This is a genomic window from Pseudomonas sp. Ors-4-3C (assembly GCF_055755035.1).
In genome coordinates this window covers 5,141,113-5,160,151 of the sequence record NZ_CM146900.1, presented here as the reverse complement: position 1 = coordinate 5,160,151, position 19,039 = coordinate 5,141,113, and the positions used below count along the sequence as shown (strand labels likewise).

Below are 19,039 nucleotides of genomic sequence, written 5' to 3'. Positions count from 1 at the left end.
TGTGCTGAGTGCCGAGCTGAAAGCGTTTTATATGGTCGCCCGCCTGGGCAGCATTACGCTGGCGGCGAAAAAGCTCGGCCTCAGCCAACCCACCGTGACCACGCAGATCCGTAATCTGGAAAGTCAGTACTCGGTGGAGCTGTTCTACCGTGGCGGTCGGCGCCTGAGTGTCAGCGACGAAGGCGCGCGGCTGCTGCCGATGGTCAAGGCGCTGTTGCAGCAGGAGGCCGATATCGAGTTCTTCCTGCGCAACAGCGGTCAGGTGCAGGGCACGCTGCGCATCGCTGCCACCGCGCCGTATTACATCCTCGATCTGGTGAAAACCTTCCGCGAGCGCTTGCCGCAGGTGGAAGTGTCGGTGGAAATCGGCAACTCGCAGCAGGTGCTCGAAGCGCTGGAGGATTACCGGGTGGATGTCGCGGCGTCGTCGCAGTTGCTTGAGGATGCGCGCTTGATTCGCCGGGTATTGGGTAGCGATCCGCTGGTGCTGGCGGTGCATCGCAACCATCCGCTGGCGGCGCAGGAACATGTGGCGTTGAGCGCGCTGGCCGGGCATACCTTGCTGATGCGCGAGTCCGGTTCGACCACCCGCCGCCTGACCGAGGAGTTGCTGGAAAGCGCCGGAGTCAGTTTTGGCCCGCTGCTGGAGATCGGCAGCCGCGAGTCGATCCGCGAGGCGGTGCTGCGCAATATCGGCATCAGCATCATTGCCCGCCAGGAAGTGCCGCATGATCCGCAATTGCGGGTGCTGACCATCGAGAATGCGCCGCAGATTCCCGAGTATCTGTATTGCCTCAAGGAGCGCAAGGGTGCGCGGTTGCCGGCGGCGTTTCTCGGGTTGGCTCAGGAAATGTCTCCGGCCTGATTTCTTCAGTGCCCATGCCGGCCTCTTCGCGAGCAAGCCCGCTCCCACAGGATAGTGTTCACAACACAAATCCAATGTGGGAGCGGGCTTGCTCGCGAAGGCGTCAGGCCAGGCAACACATGACTTGAAACCTGAACCAAAATCCCCGAATACCACTATCAGCCGTTTTTGCCTCACTGCCACATGACGGACGCATTACAACTCTAGGATTGGCCCCATCAGCTTGATGAGGTCTGTCCATGAATCCTGCAATCGCAACTGCCCTGACCAACCCCGGTGCGCCGATGAAAGTGCGCGGCGTGCAGAAGCGCTTCGGCGCGTTCACCGCACTGGATAACGTCTCCCTCGATGTCGCGGCCGGTGAGCTGGTGTGTCTGCTCGGCCCGTCGGGCTGTGGCAAGACCACGCTGCTGCGCTGCATCGCCGGGCTGGAGAAGCAGGACAGCGGCGAGTTGTACCTCGGCGACCGCGATGTTTCGCACCTCGCGCCGCAGGCCCGGGACTACGGCATCCTGTTTCAGTCCTACGCGCTGTTCCCCAATCTGACCGTCGAAGCGAACATTGCCTACGGCCTCGCCGGCAGTGGTCGTGACGAAGTACGTCGTCGCGTCGGTCAGATGCTGGAACTGGTCGGCCTCACCGGCAGTGAAAAAAAGTACCCGGGCCAATTGTCCGGCGGTCAGCAACAGCGGGTCGCACTGGCTCGTGCCCTGGCCCCGGCGCCGTCGCTGCTGTTGCTCGATGAACCGATGTCGGCCCTTGATGCCCGAGTGCGCGAGCATCTGTGCACCGAGCTGCGCCAACTGCAGCGCAACCTCGGCATCACCACCCTGATGGTCACGCACAATCAGGACGAAGCCATGCTGATGGCCGACCGCATCGCCGTGATGAACAACGGCCGGGTCGAGCAGTACGCCACCCCGCAGGAAATCTACAACCGCCCGGCCACGCCGTTCGTGGCCGAGTTCGTCGGGCAGGGCAACTGGTTGCCGTTCCAGCGCAGCAGCGCCAGTCACGCCCGGGTTGGCGGGATGGATGTGCGTCTGGCTGATGGCAGCGTCAGCGGCGCCTCGGGCCGACTGTTCTGCCGTCCGGAAGCAATCAGCGTCAATCCGCTAGTGCACGAAGAAAACCTGTTCCCGGCCAAGGTTCGCGAGATCACCTTTCTCGGCAATCGCTGCCGCATGAGCTTCGAACTCGACCAATTGCCGGGCCACGCGCTGCTCGCTGAACTGGCGCCGGAAGCCATGCCGCGCCTCGGTGCCCAGCAGATCATGGTCGCCTTGCCACCGCGCAGCCTGCAGGTGTTTGCCTGATGAGCGCGAACATCGCACTGCCGCTACCGCACAAGCAGGCGCGGCGAGTGTCCGGGGCCGAGGTCGGTGACCGGATCTTCGTCCTCGGCGGCAAACTCCTGCTGCTGTTGCTGCTCGGTGTCGCCGTGCTGCTGCCATTGCTGGCGATCTTCTGGCGCGGCTTCAGCAGCGAGGCCGGGCAGGGCGGTGGCTGGCTCGCCGCCAAGGAGCTGGTGACCAGCGAGAATTTCCACTGGCTGCTCGGCAACAGCCTGAAAGTTTCGCTCAGCGTTGCGGCCATCGTCGTACCGCTGGCCTACCTGTTTGCCTACGCCCTGCAACGCACACTGATTCCGGCCAAGGGCATCTGGCGCGGGATTTCCCTGCTGCCATTGATGGCGCCGTCGATGCTGCCGGGTATCGCATTGGTCTATCTTTTCGGCAATCAGGGCATGTTGCGCGGGCTGCTCTCGGACAACATCTACGGGTTCTGGGGGATCGTGCTGGGTGAGGTGATCTACACCTTTCCGCATGCGCTGATGATTCTGCTCTCGGCGCTGTCGCTGGCCGATGCGCGGCTGTTCGATGCGGCGTCGAGCATGGGCGCCAGTCCGGCCAAGGCGTTCCGCAGCATCACCTGGCCGGCGACCCGCCAAGCGGTATTCGCTGCGTTCTGTCTGGTGTTCACCCTGACCATCACCGATTTCGGCGTGCCGGTGGTGGTCGGTGGCGACTATCAAGTGCTGGCGCTGGAAGCCTACAAAGCCGTGGTCGGCCAGCAACAATTCGGTCGCGGGGCGCTGATCGGCATGGTGCTGTTGCTGCCGGCGCTGTTCAGCTTCGGCGTCGATGCCTGGCTGCGTCGGCGTCACGGCGATTCCATGAGCGGCCGCGCCCAGGTGTTCAAACCGGCACCGTCGAAATTGCGTGATGGCTGTTATCTGGCAATTGTTTTGTTGATCAGCGCGGCGCTGTTGCTGGTGTTCGGCATGGCGGTGTTTTCCTCGCTGGTGAAGTTCTGGCCGTACAACCTGTCGCTGTCGCTCAATCACTATCAGTTCAACGAGACCGCCGGCGGTGGCTGGCTGGCCTACGGCAACAGCTTGAAGATGGCGCTGGGCACGGCACTGATCGGCAGTGTGCTGATCTTCACTGGCGCTTACCTGATGGAGAAAACCCGCAGCCAACGCGGCCTCAACCTGACCCTGCGCATGCTCAGTTTTGTGCCGATGGCGGTGCCGGGGCTGGTGCTTGGCCTGGGTTACGTCTTCTTCTTCAACCTCAGCGGCAACCCGCTGCATGTGCTGTACGGCACGATGACGCTGCTGATCGTCTGCACCATTGCGCACTATCTGACCACCGCGCAAATGACCGCGACCACCGCGCTGCGCCAGCTCGACGCCGAGTTCGAAGCCGCCGCGCTGTCGCTCAAGGCGCCGCTGTATCGCCATTACCTGCGCGTCACCGTGCCGATCTGCCTGCCGGCGCTGCTGGACATCGTGCGCTACCTGTTTGTCTCGGCGATGACCACGGTGTCGGCGGCGATCTTCCTCTACAGCCCCGACACCATCCTCGCGGCGGTGGCGGTGCTGAACATGGATGACGCCGGCAACGTCGGCGGCGCGGCGGCGATGTCGACCCTGATTCTGTTCACCTCGGCAGGCGTGTCCTTGCTGCTGGCGTGGGCTTCGCGCGGCTTGCTGCGCCGTTCCCAGGCCTGGCGGCAAACCGCGCCCGGTCACTGATTGACGATTTATCCCTACAGCCTCAACTCACCGACAGGAAAACGATCATGTTCAAGCCTATGGCCCTGGCCGCTGCTGTGCTCGCTACTTTCAGCCTGAATGCCTTCGCGGCAAAAACCGAGTTGACGGTGTACACCGCCCTCGAAGCCGAGCAACTGACCGCTTACAAAGCCGCGTTCGAGAAGGCCAACCCGGACGTCGAGATCAAGTGGGTGCGTGATTCCACAGGGATCATCACCGCCAAACTGCTGGCCGAAAAGGCCCGTCCGCAGGCTGACGCGGTGTGGGGGCTGGCCGCTTCGAGCCTGGCGATCCTCGATCAGCAAGGCATGCTGCAAAGCTACGCACCGAAGGATCTGGGCAAGATCGGCGCGAACTACCGCGACGCCGCCAACCCGCCAGCCTGGGTCGGCATGGACGTGTGGGCCGCGACCATTTGCTTCAACACCGTCGAAGCCGAGAAGCAGGGCTTGAGCAAACCGGTGAGCTGGCAGGATCTGACCAAGCCTGAGTACAAGGGCAAGATCGTCATGCCGAACCCGGCGTCCTCCGGCACCGGTTTCCTCGACGTCAGCGCCTGGCTGCAAACCTTCGGTGAGAAACAGGGCTGGGCCTACATGGACGGTCTGCACCAGAACATCGGCCAGTACGTTCACTCCGGTTCCAAGCCTTGCAAACTGGCCGCTGCGGGTGAGTTCCCGATCGGCATTTCCTTTGAGTATCCAGCCGTTCAGCTGAAGCGTCAGGGCGCGCCGCTGGACATCATCCTGCCGAAAGAAGGCCTGGGCTGGGAGATCGAGGCGACTGCCGTGATCAAAGGCACCCCGCATGAAGAAGCGGCGAAAAAACTCGCGGACTTCTCCGCCAGCGCCGAGGCGATGGATCTGTACAAAGAGAACTTCGCCGTCCTCGCTCAGCCGGGCATCGCCAAGCCGCAGACCGAACTGCCGGCCGACTACGAGCAGCGTCTGATCAAGAACGACTTCGCCTGGGCCTCGAAGAACCGCGACGAGATCCTGACCGAATGGCGCAAGCGTTATGACGGCAAGTCCGAGAAAGTCGTTGCCAAGTAAGTTCTTTATCGACTGACAGGGCCTCTTCGCGAGCAAGCCCGCTCCCACATTGGATCTTCAGTGAACACCTATTTTGTGGGCACCAAGAATCCCCTGTGGGAGCGGGCTTGCTCGCGAAGGCGGTCTCCCATTCAGGGAAAATCTCCATGACCCAACACAAAGACCTGCTGATCGTCGGCGCCGGCATCCTCGGCCTGTCCCACGCTTACGCCGCCGCTAAACGCGGCCTCAAGGTCAGCGTTTTCGAGCGCACCGCCACGCCCCTCGGCGCCTCGGTGCGCAACTTCGGTCAGGCGCTGGTCACCGGCCAGCCACCCGGGCCGATGCTCGAACTGGCCAAGGCCAGCCGCGAGATCTGGGGCGACTGGGCGCAACTCGCCGGTCTGCAGATCAAGCGCAACGGCTCGTACCTGTTCGCCCGCAGCGAAGCCGAAGAGCAATTGCTCGAAGCCTTCTGCAACGGCCGCGCCGTGGAACACGGTTACAACGTCGCCTTGCTGCGTGGCGCCGCCTTGCGTGATCTGTACCACGGCCAGTTCAGCCATCATCGCGCTGCGTTACACGGCGTGGACGATCAACAGTTGTACTCGCGGGAAGCGATCCCGGCGCTGATCGATTATCTGCGCCGCGACCTCGGCGTCGAGTTTCACTTCAGCACGCTGGTGCGTGACGTCGAGCCAGGACGTCTGCACAGCACCGCCGGTAGTTTCACGGCGCAGCAAATCATCGTCTGCTCCGGCCACGATTATCAGACCCTGCTGGCCGAGCCGATTGCCACGCTCGACCCGCAGATCTGCTGCCTGCAAATGCTCCGCGCCAAACCGCAGATCGAGCTGAATCTGCAACACGCCTTGCTCACCGGTTTGAGCTGCGTGCACTACGGCGCCTTCGCCGATTTGCCAGAGGCGGCAGCGGTGCAGGCACAGATCCTGCGCGAACAACCGCACCTGCACGACAACGGCATTCACCTGCTGATCAGTCCGACGCCGTATGGCGAGCTGATCATCGGCGACTCGCACCATTACGGCAGCGATCCGTCGCCGTTCAACGCCGAGCAAGTGGACAACTGGATGCTCGAACTGGCCGAGCACACGCTGGGCTGCAAGGTGCAAGTGGTCGAGCGCTGGCAGGGCGTCTACGGTGCCCGTGGGCCGGGGCCGTTCTCATTCCTGCGCCCGGCACCGGGCTTGAGTGTGGCGCTGATGCACACCGGCGTCGGCATGAGCGTCGGTCCGGCACTGGCCGAGCGCAACGTGGCGCAATTGCTGGAGGAAATGTGATGGCGGGGCATGCGCAAGTCGTTGACCGGGTGTTTGCGCTGTATGAACGCTTTGGTGCCAGTGATTACATCGGCGAGCCGGTGTCGCAGATCGAACACATGTCTCAGGCCGCGCAGTTGGCGATGGCTGAAGGCTTTGATGATGAAGTGGTGCTCGCCGCGTTCTTCCACGACATCGGCCATTTGTGTGCCGAAGGTGCCGAGAACATGGGCGGTTATGGCGTGGTCAGCCATGAGCGGCTGGGCGCGGATTATTTGCGTGAGGCGGGATTCAGCGAGCGTATGGCGCGGCTGGTGGAATATCACGTTGAGGCCAAGCGGTATCTGACCTTACGCGAGCCGGGGTATTTCGAGCGGTTAAGTGAGGCCAGTCGCCGGACCCTGGAATATCAGGGCGGGGTGATGAGCGAGGCTGAGGCGGATGCGTTTGAGCGCGATCCGTTGTGTACCGTGAGTTTGCGCATGCGGCAGTGGGATGAGTTGGCCAAGGAGAGGGCGGTGCCGGTGATGGATCTGGGAGTATTGAAGAAGAAGGCGGTGCGCCTGCTGGCGGCGTAATCCGTGTCACCGAGTCGCGCCATTCGCGAGCAAGCCCGCTCCCACATTCGACCGAGTTCCACCATAAGGAATGCGATCAAACTGTGGGAGCGGGCTTGCTCGCGAAGAGGCCAGATCAGGCGCTACAAATCTGCAGCCAAAAGATCAATCTGCTCCTGCCGCTCCGCCTGATTCAACTTCGGATGCGGATTGAGCGAAGACCACTGCGGATGCGCCCGTGCCTTGTGCAACGCTTCAGGCAGCTTGCCCTCGCGCCAGGTCTTGTCCTGCGGGGTGGCGACCTGAACCGCTTCCATCGCCGCATGTCCGCGCTGATCGAGCGCCAGCAACAGTTGGCGCTGACGCAACGCCAACAGCCGCAGCACCCCGTCATCCACGGTCAATTCCCGCTGTCCCTTGATCTTGCCCAGCAAGCGGCTGCCATAACTGCGCGCGGTTTGCAGGGCGCCGCCGGCAATCGCCCCGGCCAATGCCGCCGCACCGAGGGTAATGCCGCCGACCAGCAAATCCACGCCAGCCCCCGCCGCGGCACCGGCCGCAATCCCGCCGCCCACGCGCACGCCGAGTTGCTTCAGGGTTTCCGGGTTGAACAGATCATCGCCCCAACGCCCATCGAGCAACGGCAGATCACTGGCCGCCGCATCCTGCGGGCGAAACGCATAGAGCTTGAGCAACGCTTCGACGCATTTCTGTTCACGCTGGCGCACGGCCTTGCGCAGTTCGCTGATCGCTTGCTGCTCCTGCTCGGCCTCGCTGACCACACTGCGTCGGCAGGCGGCGCAGTCGATCAGCAATTCGGCGATCAAACGCGCCGCACTTTGTTGGCGGGCGAGGCGCTGGGCCTGTTGATCGGCGATCAAGCGCTCCAGTTGCGGACGGGCGTTTTCCAGCAGCAGCGCAAGGCTTTCGTACAGTCGCCGCTCGCCATCTTCCGGCGGCGCCACGCTGTCGAAGCGCACCAGCGCATGCAGGCCAAGCCGCGCCAACGCTTCGCGCCAGTCCGGCTCGCGATGGTTGGCGCTGCTGACGAAATTCAGCACCGGCAGCAGCGGTTTACCGCAACTGGCGAGCACTTCGAGTTCGTCACGATACTTGGCCAGCACCGGTTCGCGGGCGTCGATCACATACAGACCGGCGTCGGAGGCGAGTAGCTGTCGCAGCACTTTCGCCTCCTGTTCGAAACGCTGACGTGCTTCGCTGCCGTCGAGAAACCGCGCCAGTCGCGCCGGGCCGTCGAGGCGTTCGCCGGGGCGTTCCAGACGCTCAAGGAAATCCAGCAGGGCGATGGCGTCTTCCAGCCCCGGGGTGTCGTAGAGATCGAGCAACGGCTCGCCGTCCACCGACAACCGCGCACCCTCGACATGTCGAGTGGTGCTCGGCCGGTGCGAGACTTCGCCGAAGCCGACGTCGCGGGTCAGGGTGCGCAGCAGCGAGGTCTTGCCGACGTTGGTGTGGCCGACCACCGCGAGTTTCAGCGGCGCTTTCCGGGCATCAGTCATGACCGCTCTCCAGCCAGTTCATCGGTGCGCAATCGGCGAACGGCAACTCCAGTTGTTGCAGCGCAACGTGCCAGTCGCCGAGACGGGCACTGTCCAGCGCTTCGCCGGGCGGTGCTTGCAGCAGCCAGACCCGGGTGGCGCTGGCGTTGCGCGCCAGTTCGGCGATCAGCGCGAGGCTGCCGCGATCCGGCGAGCGCCGAGGATCGCAGGCGATCAGCAGGCGCGCCGGAGGGAAACGGCTGAGCTGTTCGAGCAGTTTGTGCCGTGATTCGCGGCTGTCGAGAATCCCGGCGTTGCTCACGGTTTTCGGCAGGGCCGGTGGCCACGGGCGCTGATCGTCGAGTTCGATGGCCACCAGCAAAGCGCCGTCGCTGGCGTGTTCGCTGACGCTGCTTTCAACGCGATGCAACTGCGCAGGCGCCGCGTCGTTGATGCCGAGGCGTTCGCTGGTCGGCATCAGCCGCTCACGCAACTGGGCGTAACCGGGCAAGTTCAGGTCCAGCGTCAGCGCGGCTTTGCCGCGACTCCAGCGCCAGAAACACAACAGCGCCAGCAGCAGGCGCGGCAGCACGCCGTAGACCACCAGTACGCCGACCAGCCAGGTCGCCCAGGCCTGTCGCGCGCTTTCGATATCCAGCGCTGCACCGCCACTGGCGCGGATCATCTCCACGGTTGGTACGTTGAAGCCGAGCAGTGCCGGCAGCGCGCCGAGGGCTTGGGTCAGGTTGATAAAGGTGTCGGCGCCGAGAATGGTGGTTTCCCAGACGAAACCGTAGCGCCGGGTCGCCATCAGTGTCAGCAGCAACAGCAGCGCGCTGAGCATCGCCAGCAACCACAGGCCATTGACCAAAGTGCCGAGCGCCCAGCGATTGAGTTTCCTGCGCTGCAACATCAGCAGCAGGGCCGGCGCGAGTTGCGCGGCTTTGGCATCGCGGGCGAGTTTTTCGCTGAGCCACAGCCACAAGCGCCCAAGGGTGGCGCCGTGTTCACCGGCAAAGATCAGCCCCAGCGCCCAGCTCAGCAGCAGAATCAGGTTCAGTCCGAGCAGACTGCCCAGGGCCCAGAACACATTGACCGGCGTCTGGCTCAGCGCGGCGAAGGCCAGACCGGCGCCGCTCAGCAACGCGAAAATGACCAGCAGCACCAGCGCCAGACGCGCGCCTTGCAGCCAGTGGTGGAGTGCTGCGCTCAGCCCGTCGCGCTCGGCCAGCCACACGGCGCGGCGTTGAATACGGCCCGGCAGATCGCCGCCGGCCGCGCGGGCCAGTCGATTGGCTTCCAGATCCTCCAGGGGACCTGCGTGTTCTTCGTGCAGGCGGATGGTTTCGGTCAGCCAGAGGTTTTGCAGTGGAGTCAGTTCAGTCACGCGCCATTCCGTTGCTCGATTGAGCAGTGAGCATAACCGCTGTGGCGCTTATCGGGTCAAGCGAGGCTCTGGTATCCTCGCCGGCATGACTAAATCACTCCCCCTCAGCCTGATCGCAGCCCTCGGTGAAAACCGCGTGATCGGCGTCGACAACAGCATGCCCTGGCACCTGCCGGGGGACTTCAAATACTTCAAGGCCACGACCCTCGGCAAGCCGATCATCATGGGTCGCAAGACCTGGGATTCCCTCGGCCGTCCGCTGCCGGGGCGCTTGAACATCGTGGTCAGCCGTCAGCCGGATCTGCTGCTGGAAGGGGCGGAGGTGTATCCGTCACTGGAAACCGCGCTGGTTCGCGCCGAGGAGTGGGCGAAAGCGCAGGGTATCGATGAGTTGATGCTGATTGGCGGCGCGCAGTTGTATGCGCAAGGGCTGGCGCAGGCGGATCGTCTGTACCTGACCCGAGTGGCGCTGAGTCCGGAGGGTGATGCGTGGTTTCCGGAGTTCGATCCGAACCAGTGGAGACTGGTGTCGAATGTGCCGAATCCGGCTGAGGGCGACAAGCCCGCGTACAGCTTCGAAGTCTGGGAAAAGGCTTAAGAGCTTCGCGAGCAAGCCCGCTCCCACATTGGATTTGTGTCGATCACAGATCCAATGTGGGAGCGGGCTTGCTCGCGAAGAGGGCAGGTCAGGCAAAGAAGAATTTAAGCCTGCGCCAGCTCCGCATGCTCATCCGCATCCAGCAGTGCTTTATCGGTCTGCTGCATCACTTGGCTGGTAATCGCACCGGCCGTGATCGAACCACTCACGTTCAACGCCGTACGACCCATGTCGATCAGCGGCTCCACCGAAATCAGCAGCGCCACCAGTGACACCGGCAAGCCCATCGCCGGCAGCACGATCAGCGCAGCAAACGTCGCGCCACCGCCAACACCAGCCACACCGGCGGAACTCAGGGTCACAATCGCCACCAGCGTCGCGATCCACAGCGGGTCCAGCGGGTTGATGCCGACGGTTGGCGCAACCATCACCGCCAACATCGCCGGGTACAGACCGGCGCAACCGTTCTGGCCGATGGTCGCACCGAACGAGGCGGCGAAACTGGCGATCGACTGCGGAATGCCCAGGCGACGGGTCTGCGCTTCGATGCTCAGCGGAATGCTCGCCGCGCTGGAACGGCTGGTGAACGCGAACGTCAGCACTGGCCAGATCTTGCGGAAGAACCGCAGCGGGTTGATCCCGGCCGCCGACACCAGCAGGCCATGCACCACGAACATCAGGCCCAGACCGAGGTACGAGACCACCACGAAACTGCCGAGCTTGATGATGTCCTGCAGGTTGGAACCGGCGACCACTTTGGTCATCAGCGCCAGCACGCCGTACGGGGTCAGCTTCATCACCAGACGCACCAGACGCATCACCCAGGCTTGCAGGGTGTCGATGGCGTTGATCACTTTCTGACCTTTCTCGACATCATCCTTGAGCAGTTGCAGCGCCGCGACCCCGAGGAACGCGGCGAAGATCACCACGCTGATGATCGAGGTCGGCTTGGCCCGGGCCAGGTCGGCGAACGGGTTCTGCGGAATGAACGACAGCAGCAGCTGCGGCACATTCAGGTCGGCAACCTTGCCGGCGTAGTCGGTCTGAATGGTTTGCAGACGGGCCATTTCCTGAGTGCCGGCGACCAGACCTTCGGCGGTGAGGCCGAACAGGTTGGTCAGACCGATACCGATCAGCGCCGCAATCGCAGTGGTGAACAGCAGCGTACCGATGGTCAGGAAGCTGATCTTGCCCAGCGACGAGGCGTTGTGCAGCCGTGCCACCGCACTGAGGATCGAGGCGAACACCAGCGGGATCACGATCATTTGCAGCAACTGCACGTAGCCGTTGCCGACCAGATCGAACCAGCCGATCGAGGCTTTCAGCACCGGGTTGCCGGCACCGTAAACGGTGTGCAGGGCAACACCAAATACCACGCCGAGCACCAGCGCGAGCAGGACTTTTTTCGCCAGGCTCCACGTAGTGTGGCGGGTTTGCGCCAGACCGAAGAGCAGGGCGAGGAACACCAGCAGATTGAGGATCAGCGGCAGATTCATGAAGACTCCGATAAGACTTGTGCCAGTCGCCTTCTTGGGCAACTGCGAACCGGCAAGCCTAACAGTTTGATTTCCAATGAATTAATACCGAAATCGCAGGTCGTCCGTCGTTTTTGGAATAAGCGCCTGTCGCTCTCGGCAATGCAGCTGGCGTTGAGGAGACGTAAGCGGTCGCTGACAGACGAGGATTGTCACACTTATTTGTTAGCGTCGATGTCTTTCAGTCAGGGAGAAAACGCCGATGAAGTTCGCACCGAAAATGCTCGCTGTGGTTCTTGGACTGGGCTTGGCCGCTCACGCATTCGCCACCGATCTGAAGCACTGGCCGGCGGATCAGGCCAAGGCACTGGACGCGATGATCGCGGCCAACGCCAACAAGGGTAACTACGCGGTGTTCGACATGGACAACACCAGCTACCGCTATGACCTCGAAGAGTCCTTGTTGCCGTTCATGGAAAACAAGGGGCTGATCACCCGCGAGACGCTTGATCCCTCCCTGAAACTGATGCCGTTCAAGGACACCGCTGACCATAAGGAAAGCCTGTTCAGCTATTACTATCGCCTGTGCGAAGTCGACGACATGGTCTGCTACCCATGGGTGGCGCAGGTGTTCTCCGGCTTCACCCTCAAGGAACTCAAAGGCTACGTCGATGAGCTGATGGCCTCGGGCAAACCGGTGCCGACCACTTATTACGACGGTGACGTGGTCAAGAACCTTGAGGTGCAGCCACCCAAAGTCTTTACCGGTCAGGCCGAGCTGTACAACAAACTGATGGAGAACGGCATTGAGGTCTACGTGATGACCGCCGCCTCCGAAGAGCTGGTGCGCATGGTCGCGGCTGATCCGAAGTACGGCTACAACGTCAAACCGCAGAACGTGATCGGCGTGAGCACATTGCTGAAGAACCGAGAAACTGGCGAGCTGACCACCGCACGCAAACAGATCACCGCCGGCAAATATGACGAGAAAGCCAACCTCGGTCTCGAACTGACCCCGTACCTGTGGACCCCGGCGACCTGGATGGCCGGCAAGCACGCGGCGATCCTGACCTACATCGACGAGTGGAAAAAACCTGTACTGGTGGGCGGCGATACCCCGACCAGCGACGGTTACATGTTGTTCCACAGTGTTGACGTGGCCAAGGGCGGCATCCACTTGTGGGTCAACCGCAAAGACAAATACATGACCCAGCTCAACGGCATGATGACCAAGAACGCGGCAGCGCAGGCCAAGGAAGGGTTGCCGGTGACGGCGGACAAGAACTGGGTGATCGTGAAGCCAGAAGAAATTCAGTAAGACCCAATTCTGTGTTGGAGCGCAGATTCCAGAATCACTGACAGTCCCCTGTGGGAGCGGGCTTGCTCGCGAAGAGGGAGTGTCAGGCGAGAGGTTTTTTGACCGGTAGACCGCTTTCGCGAGCAAGCCCGCTCCCACCGTTTTGATCTTCTGTGTCTGGGATATTTTGGTCGGGCAAAAAAATGCCCCGCATTTGGCGGGGCATTTTTATTCGGCGGCTAAAACTTACAGCCCGTCGAGCATCGCCTTGTTGCGCACCGCACCCTTGTCGGCGCTGGTCGCCAGCAGGGCGTAGGCCTTCAGGGCAGTGGTCACTTTGCGTGGACGCTGCTCGACCGGTTTCCAGCCTTTCTTGTCCTGTTCGACCCGGCGCGCAGCCAGTTCTTCGTCGCTGACCAACAGGTTGATCGAGCGGTTCGGGATGTCGATCAACACTTTGTCGCCGTCCTGCACCAGACCGATCGCGCCACCGGCCGCAGCCTCTGGCGAAGCGTGGCCGATCGACAGGCCGGAAGTACCGCCAGAGAAGCGACCGTCGGTGAGCAGCGCACAGGCTTTGCCCAGACCTTTGGACTTCAGGTACGAGGTCGGGTAGAGCATTTCCTGCATGCCCGGGCCGCCTTTCGGGCCTTCGTAGCGAATGATGACGATGTCGCCTTCCTTCACTTCGTCGGCGAGGATGCCGCGCACGGCGCTGTCCTGGCTTTCGAAGATCTTCGCGTTGCCTTCGAAGACGTGGATCGACTCATCGACGCCGGCGGTTTTCACCACGCAGCCGTCGAGGGCGATGTTGCCGTACAGCACGGCCAGGCCGCCTTCTTTCGAGTAGGCGTGTTCGAAGCTGCGGATGCAGCCGTTTTCACGGTCGTCATCGAGGGTTTCCCAACGAGTCGACTGGCTGAACGCGGTCTGGGTCGGGATGCCTGCCGGGCCGGCCTTGAAGAAGTGGTGCACGGCTTCATCGTCGGTCTGGGTGATGTCCCACTTGGCGATGGCTTCTTCCATGCTGCGGCTGTGCACGGTCGGCAGGTCGGTGTGCAGCAGACCGCCACGGGCCAGCGAACCGAGGATGCTGAAGATGCCGCCAGCGCGGTGCACGTCTTCCATGTGGTACTTCTGGATGTTCGGCGCCACTTTGCACAGTTGCGGCACGCTGCGCGAGAGACGGTCGATGTCGCGCAGGTCGAAATCGATCTCGGCTTCCTGAGCCGCAGCCAGCAAGTGCAGGATGGTGTTGGTCGAACCGCCCATGGCGATGTCGAGCATCATCGCGTTCTCGAACGCCTTGAAGTTGGCGATGTTGCGCGGCAGCACCGACTCGTCGTTCTCGCCGTAGTAACGCTTGCACAGCTCGACGATGGTACGACCAGCCTGCAGGAACAGTTGTTCGCGGTCGCTGTGGGTCGCGAGGGTCGAACCGTTGCCCGGCAATGCGAGACCGAGGGCTTCGGTCAGGCAGTTCATCGAGTTGGCGGTGAACATGCCGGAGCACGAACCGCAGGTCGGGCAGGCGCTGCGCTCGTACTCGGCAACCTTCTCGTCAGAAGCGCTGGAGTCGGCGGCGATCACCATGGCGTCGACGAGGTCGAGACCGTGGGACGCGAGTTTGGTCTTGCCGGCTTCCATCGGGCCGCCGGAAACGAAGATCACCGGAATGTTCAGGCGCAGGGCGGCCATCAGCATGCCCGGGGTGATCTTGTCGCAGTTGGAGATGCAGACGATGGCGTCGGCGCAGTGGGCGTTGACCATGTACTCGACGGAGTCGGCGATGATCTCGCGACTCGGCAGCGAATACAGCATGCCGTCGTGACCCATGGCGATGCCGTCATCCACGGCGATGGTGTTGAATTCTTTCGCGACGCCACCGGCGCGTTCGATTTCCCGGGCAACCAGTTGACCGAGGTCTTTGAGGTGCACGTGGCCCGGCACGAACTGGGTGAAGGAGTTGGCAATGGCGATGATCGGCTTCTTGAAGTCGTCATCTTTCATCCCGGTGGCGCGCCACAGTGCGCGGGCGCCGGCCATGTTGCGGCCGTGGGTGGATGTTTTCGAGCGGTAATCTGGCATGGAGCACTCCGGGCGGCTAATCAGGTATCAAAAGGGAGTGAGCTTCTATTGACGTCTGGAACACTCAGAAATGGCCGTGTGTCCTGGATGTTGCCGATGACTTTGCGGGATCGCCGCTTGCCTCAGCCTGAGCTCATAAACCCGCCGGGGGATGAATGGCGATGAATCAGCCGATTCTACACCGCTGGCGTCTGGAGGGAATGGCGCAAAGCGTTGTTCCAGTGCCGACGGTGCGTGTGGCATGACGACCGGCAGGCTCAATCGCTGCCAGAGGGCGTGATGGCGCTGGTTTCGATGACTCTGGCGCGGTGGCTGATCCGCTTGTTCAACGCCAGTGCGATGCAGCTGAGCAGGATAAAACAGTAGCCGAGGGTGGCTTGCAGGTTGCTTGGGCTCAGGCTGATCAAGGCGCTGATCAAGCCACCACAGATGAAAATGATCGTACTGCCTGCGGAGGCCGAGGTGCCGGCATTTTCCGGGAACAGGCTCATGGCCCGCGAAGTGGCAGCAGGGCGCGCGATGGTCGTACCGGCGGTGCAGATCAGCATCGGGATCAGCACCGTGGCCGCCGAGAGCGCCAGGTGCCTGGCCATGAACAGCATCACCAGCCCCGCCAGCAGGATCAGGCTCAGCCCGACCAGCATTTGCTGCCCGGGCGAAATGCGCCGGCTCAGCAGCGTGGCGACGATGCCGCCAGCGACATAGGCCGCGCCGTAGATCAGCAGGATCAGCGAGAAGTCATAGGCTGACAGCTGCAATTGATCCATGAAAATCAGCGGCGAAATGACAATGAACGAGAAGTGGCAGGCGAATGCGAAAGCCGAGATCAGCCAGTAGCCAACGAAGTCGAAGTCCCCCAGCACCCGTCGGTAAGCCTTGAGAAAATGGATCGGTGTATCTCTGACAGCGGGCCGACTGTTGTCCAGAAACACCCAGGCTTTGAGCAACACCACAGCCGCCAGTGCGATGAACAGCCAGAAGCTGCCGCGCCAGCCCAGGGTCGCCTGCAGAAAGGTCCCGGCCAGCGGCGATACCGAGATGAAGATCCCGGTGGCGGTCACCATCAGGATTCGCAGGCGATCGCGCTGTTCGCCTTCGAACAGGTCCTGCACCAGTGCCTGCGACAGGACGAAACAGCCGCAGCCGATGGCCTGCACGATGCGAAAGGTCATGAACAGTGTGTAGTCACTGGTCATGACGCAGCCGATGGCGCCGAGGATCGAGACAGCCATGCCGGCGAGCAGCAAGCCCTTGCGCCCGATGACGTCGGACAACGGCCCGATCAGCAGTTGGGCAAAGGCGATGCCCACCGCGAACAGGCTGATCGACAGGGCGATGTCGGTCGGGGTGCTGGCGAAGTGTTCGGCCAGCGCCGGGAACGACGGCAGCAGGACGTCCAGCGGAAACACTCCCAGCAGCACCATGGCCAACAGCAGACTGACCGCCCCGCGTCGTTGTCGGGTCGTTACCACCGTTCTTCCTTCAAGCATCGATCAGTCCTGCCTTGGCGAAAAGTTTGCGGTTGTTGGGGTGCGCGAAGAATCCGGCCCTTTCGAGTGCAGCAAGCGTAGCCGTGGCTCCGGATCTGGCACGCTGGCGGCTGGCCTGTTCGTTGGTCAGGTCATCGAGAATCTCCTTGATTGCGCCTTCGCCAATGCCGGCGCGGCGCAGGCTCTGATGTAGCCATTGCTCGTCGACTTCGAAGAAGGTCGCCAAGGTCTCCAGCAAGGTTCTGGCCGCGAAGGCGCGCTGACGGCTGTTCAGGGTCAGCCAGAGGTAGTGAAAGACTTCGGAAAAAAACCGGCTGTGGCGCGCTTCGTCAGCGAGGTGGTCGCGCAACATGTCACTCACGCTGGTGACCAGCGTTTCCCGGCAAACATCCAGCAGCTCCCGGGCAATGATGGTTTCCGAGACGAAACCGAGCAGAAACCATGCCAGCGGGCGTTTGCTCTCCGGCGTTCGAGCGATCTGACCGGTCAGGCGGGTAATGCGCAGGGGCATCTGCGGTCGGCCGGTGAAACCATGCAGTTCGGCGATCTGTTCGGCCAGTCGATGAGAGAACAGCGCGTGATAACCCTCGTCGGTATAGAGCTGCAGCGCGGCGGTTTTCATCCGTGAAGGAATGTAGGCAGGTAACTCGCCGTGGACGATGGTTTCCACGGCGCGGTTGACGATGCGATGTTCAAGCAGCGTGGTGTAGTCGAGGAAGTGCACCAGGTGATTGGCCGCCAGTCGATGCATGACCCTGCTGCCTGCGGCTTCGATGGCCGGGTGGGACAGGTACGGCAGGAAGGCCGGCGGAAACCAGAAGCGGGTCTGCAGTTGTAACTGCAGGTCTGCCGGCAACTGGTAGTCGTGCCGGCTCGTACGCACCGAAGCGCGGTTGTCCCAATCGCCAAGCGTGAAGCGAAGCATCCAGGACTCAGGTGTTTCGGGCTGTTCCGCGGTTGGCACGTTCATGTACGCGTCTCCTGCAACAGGTCACGCATTTCCTGACACATCGCCTGACCGTCACTGGCGCCGCAGCCGACAAAGAACAACGGTTGTTCAGCGCTGCCTTCGAGTTTGAGCAGGGCTTCGACCTGCCGATCGGCAAACGCGCCGGTCAGCCACGTTCCCAGGCCCAGTGCCGTGGCCACCAGTTGAAAGGTCTGCGACAGGTGACCCGCTTCGACGAACGCCATGCGATAGGCGCGCGAGTGTTCATACTTCCACCAGAGCTTGTCGAAGCGGGCGGTGATGAACAGACCCAGCGGCAGGTTATTGATGAAATGCTGGCCCGCCAGCAAATGACCGAGCGCGGGTTCAGGCAAGGGATTGATCCGGCTAAGCGCATGTTCTGCCGGGTGATAGGCATAGATGCCGGGTTCCAGGCCCTCGATATTGCGAGCCAGGAGAAACCCTTCACAGGCGTTCAACCCGCCACCCGAAGGACTGCTGCGACGGGCGCCAAGGCCCTCGGCGATGCTCTCGTCGCGGTCATGGTCGCGGTGGCGAAGAAAACCCAGCGAGAGATACATCAGTGTGCCGACGTCACCGAGGGTGATTGATGCGCCAGTAAAGGAGCGGCAGGTTTTTCTCAGGCGCAGGACATTGCCAAGACTGGCAACGGTCAGGGCGGCGGAGGCTGGGAGGGCGATTCGGGGTTCGTCCTGTTGTATCGGACGATCTTGCGCGGGTGCCGGTGTGGTCAGCACGGCGCTGCAATGGTTCAGGTATTGCCTGGACCACTCATGAATATTCTGGGGTATCTGTTCGCAGGGAATGTTCTGGGTGCCGATATGATAAATCTTCGACAACTCATCCCAGCCCCATGGCGGGCTGTCTATTTTTGCAACGGTTAATATGCCCGCATTCAGAAGTTGTGAGTCTATTATGTTGCGTCTGTCGAATTGCTCCGGATTATTGATAAGTTGTGCAAGTCGACAAGAATAAGTCAGGTCCAGCTCATGCTGAGTATGGTCTTTATAATTCCAGACTATTTGTCCGGGTGTGCGCGGCAATATGAATAAGTAAGGATTGATGTGCATGTTATATAGATCGCTCTGGAAAGGGTCGAAAGAACGCTGGGGTGCCGGCACTCCCCAGCGTTCTGGCTCACTTAGCGGGCTTTAGGCGCAACCAGGAAGGCCAGGTTTGCGATTTTGTTGGTTTCCAGAGTAATTGCTTTCATAAGTATGAACTCCTTGTTCATTGAGAGTGAATGTCACCGTCGTGGTGACAACTTAATAATAGGTTGTAATGAATTATTGGCAAGCGATACTTGGGTAGGAAATTTCTATTAATTTTGTCGGAGCGGGCATGCTGCAGGGGCGGGCTTGTAAGTTTTAATTCTTAAAATTTAATGCGCAGGGAAATGTCCTGCGTACATGTAGGAAGTTGGTTGTAGGAAAAAGCTAAG

15 protein-coding genes are annotated in these 19,039 nt (G+C 61.7%); 8 read left to right on the top strand and 7 right to left on the bottom strand.

Going from position 1 to position 19,039, the window contains the following annotated elements; all coding sequences use genetic code 11:
• Nucleotide 1 precedes the first annotated feature (1 nt).
• From ACVHNU_RS23375 to ACVHNU_RS23350, 6 genes are all read left to right on the top strand, one after another.
• A complete protein-coding gene (locus ACVHNU_RS23375) occupies nucleotides 2-865 on the top strand; it encodes a LysR family transcriptional regulator (protein ID WP_041072184.1) in 864 nt (287 codons plus the stop codon).
• A gap of 239 nt (nucleotides 866-1,104) precedes the next feature.
• Complete coding sequence (locus tag ACVHNU_RS23370; protein WP_003229183.1) at nucleotides 1,105-2,181, top strand: putative 2-aminoethylphosphonate ABC transporter ATP-binding protein; 1,077 nt, start codon at nucleotides 1,105-1,107, stop codon at nucleotides 2,179-2,181.
• Entirely contained in the window at nucleotides 2,181-3,905 is a 1,725-nt protein-coding gene (locus ACVHNU_RS23365; RefSeq protein ID WP_473018385.1) for a putative 2-aminoethylphosphonate ABC transporter permease subunit, read from the top strand. Before ACVHNU_RS23370 ends, ACVHNU_RS23365 begins: the two co-directional genes overlap by 1 nt.
• Nucleotides 3,906-3,952: 47 nt before the next feature.
• Entirely contained in the window at nucleotides 3,953-4,978 is a 1,026-nt protein-coding gene (locus ACVHNU_RS23360) for a putative 2-aminoethylphosphonate ABC transporter substrate-binding protein (protein ID WP_103484310.1), read from the top strand.
• 146 nt (nucleotides 4,979-5,124) lie between these two features.
• Nucleotides 5,125-6,258: a TIGR03364 family FAD-dependent oxidoreductase gene (locus tag ACVHNU_RS23355; protein ID WP_473018384.1), complete on the top strand. Its 1,134-nt coding sequence runs from the start codon at nucleotides 5,125-5,127 to the stop codon at nucleotides 6,256-6,258.
• Nucleotides 6,258-6,815 (top strand): phosphonate degradation HD-domain oxygenase, encoded by a 558-nt coding sequence (locus tag ACVHNU_RS23350; protein WP_473018383.1) that lies wholly within the window; start codon nucleotides 6,258-6,260, stop codon nucleotides 6,813-6,815. The genes ACVHNU_RS23355 and ACVHNU_RS23350 overlap by 1 nt, the downstream gene beginning before the upstream one ends.
• Before the next feature lie 122 nt (nucleotides 6,816-6,937).
• Here the strand turns inward: ACVHNU_RS23350 and ACVHNU_RS23345 are convergent, their stop codons facing one another.
• Both ACVHNU_RS23345 and ACVHNU_RS23340 read right to left on the bottom strand, forming a co-directional pair.
• Nucleotides 6,938-8,314, bottom strand: coding sequence for a GTPase/DUF3482 domain-containing protein (locus ACVHNU_RS23345; protein WP_103484307.1), 1,377 nt, complete (start codon nucleotides 8,312-8,314; stop codon nucleotides 6,938-6,940).
• Nucleotides 8,307-9,680 (bottom strand): DUF2868 domain-containing protein, encoded by a 1,374-nt coding sequence (locus tag ACVHNU_RS23340; RefSeq protein WP_473018382.1) that lies wholly within the window; start codon nucleotides 9,678-9,680, stop codon nucleotides 8,307-8,309. The genes ACVHNU_RS23345 and ACVHNU_RS23340 overlap by 8 nt, the downstream gene beginning before the upstream one ends.
• An 85-nt stretch (nucleotides 9,681-9,765) precedes the next feature.
• Between ACVHNU_RS23340 and ACVHNU_RS23335 the strand changes: the two genes are divergently transcribed.
• On the top strand, nucleotides 9,766-10,278 hold the full coding sequence (locus ACVHNU_RS23335; RefSeq protein WP_473018381.1) for a dihydrofolate reductase: 513 nt from the start codon (nucleotides 9,766-9,768) through the stop codon (nucleotides 10,276-10,278).
• Nucleotides 10,279-10,382: 104 nt separating this feature from the next.
• Here the strand turns inward: ACVHNU_RS23335 and ACVHNU_RS23330 are convergent, their stop codons facing one another.
• On the bottom strand, nucleotides 10,383-11,774 hold the full coding sequence (locus ACVHNU_RS23330; protein ID WP_003229168.1) for an L-cystine transporter: 1,392 nt from the start codon (nucleotides 11,772-11,774) through the stop codon (nucleotides 10,383-10,385).
• A 241-nt stretch (nucleotides 11,775-12,015) separates the two neighbouring features.
• Between ACVHNU_RS23330 and ACVHNU_RS23325 the strand changes: the two genes are divergently transcribed.
• Nucleotides 12,016-13,071: an HAD family hydrolase gene (locus tag ACVHNU_RS23325; RefSeq protein WP_003229167.1), complete on the top strand. Its 1,056-nt coding sequence runs from the start codon at nucleotides 12,016-12,018 to the stop codon at nucleotides 13,069-13,071.
• A gap of 225 nt (nucleotides 13,072-13,296) precedes the next feature.
• On the opposite strand, the gene ilvD is transcribed toward ACVHNU_RS23325, so the two are convergent.
• The 4 genes from ilvD to ACVHNU_RS23305 all read right to left on the bottom strand — a co-directional run bounded on the left by ilvD (nucleotide 13,297) and on the right by ACVHNU_RS23305 (nucleotide 18,668).
• Nucleotides 13,297-15,138, bottom strand: a complete 1,842-nt coding sequence (gene ilvD / locus ACVHNU_RS23320; protein WP_086792292.1) for a dihydroxy-acid dehydratase — start codon at nucleotides 15,136-15,138, stop codon at nucleotides 13,297-13,299.
• Nucleotides 15,139-15,395: 257 nt separating this feature from the next.
• The gene (locus ACVHNU_RS23315) at nucleotides 15,396-16,628 is read right to left on the bottom strand and encodes a multidrug effflux MFS transporter (protein ID WP_103484303.1); all 1,233 of its coding nucleotides are present in this window, start codon (nucleotides 16,626-16,628) and stop codon (nucleotides 15,396-15,398) included.
• The gene (locus tag ACVHNU_RS23310; RefSeq protein WP_003229164.1) at nucleotides 16,621-17,598 is read right to left on the bottom strand and encodes a diiron oxygenase; all 978 of its coding nucleotides are present in this window, start codon (nucleotides 17,596-17,598) and stop codon (nucleotides 16,621-16,623) included. Before ACVHNU_RS23310 ends, ACVHNU_RS23315 begins: the two co-directional genes overlap by 8 nt.
• Nucleotides 17,595-18,668, bottom strand: a complete 1,074-nt coding sequence (locus tag ACVHNU_RS23305) for a SagB family peptide dehydrogenase (RefSeq protein ID WP_473018380.1) — start codon at nucleotides 18,666-18,668, stop codon at nucleotides 17,595-17,597. Before ACVHNU_RS23305 ends, ACVHNU_RS23310 begins: the two co-directional genes overlap by 4 nt.
• Nucleotides 18,669-19,039: the final 371 nt, after the last annotated feature.

Bases quoted from the DNA above. Each gene is read 5' to 3' on its own strand.
- ACVHNU_RS23370 (WP_003229183.1), top strand. From the start codon at position 1,105: ATGAATCCTGCAATCGCAACTGCCCTGACCAACCCCGGTGCGCCGATG.
- ACVHNU_RS23365 (WP_473018385.1), top strand. From the start codon at position 2,181: ATGAGCGCGAACATCGCACTGCCGCTACCGCACAAGCAGGCGCGGCGA.
- ACVHNU_RS23360 (WP_103484310.1), top strand. From the start codon at position 3,953: ATGTTCAAGCCTATGGCCCTGGCCGCTGCTGTGCTCGCTACTTTCAGC.
- ACVHNU_RS23355 (WP_473018384.1), top strand. From the start codon at position 5,125: ATGACCCAACACAAAGACCTGCTGATCGTCGGCGCCGGCATCCTCGGC.
- ACVHNU_RS23350 (WP_473018383.1), top strand. From the start codon at position 6,258: ATGGCGGGGCATGCGCAAGTCGTTGACCGGGTGTTTGCGCTGTATGAA.
- ACVHNU_RS23345 (WP_103484307.1), bottom strand. From the start codon at position 8,314: ATGACTGATGCCCGGAAAGCGCCGCTGAAACTCGCGGTGGTCGGCCAC.
- ACVHNU_RS23335 (WP_473018381.1), top strand. From the start codon at position 9,766: ATGACTAAATCACTCCCCCTCAGCCTGATCGCAGCCCTCGGTGAAAAC.
- ACVHNU_RS23330 (WP_003229168.1), bottom strand. From the start codon at position 11,774: ATGAATCTGCCGCTGATCCTCAATCTGCTGGTGTTCCTCGCCCTGCTC.
- ACVHNU_RS23325 (WP_003229167.1), top strand. From the start codon at position 12,016: ATGAAGTTCGCACCGAAAATGCTCGCTGTGGTTCTTGGACTGGGCTTG.
- ilvD (WP_086792292.1), bottom strand. From the start codon at position 15,138: ATGCCAGATTACCGCTCGAAAACATCCACCCACGGCCGCAACATGGCC.
- ACVHNU_RS23315 (WP_103484303.1), bottom strand. From the start codon at position 16,628: ATGCTTGAAGGAAGAACGGTGGTAACGACCCGACAACGACGCGGGGCG.
- ACVHNU_RS23310 (WP_003229164.1), bottom strand. From the start codon at position 17,598: ATGAACGTGCCAACCGCGGAACAGCCCGAAACACCTGAGTCCTGGATG.
- ACVHNU_RS23305 (WP_473018380.1), bottom strand. From the start codon at position 18,668: ATGCACATCAATCCTTACTTATTCATATTGCCGCGCACACCCGGACAA.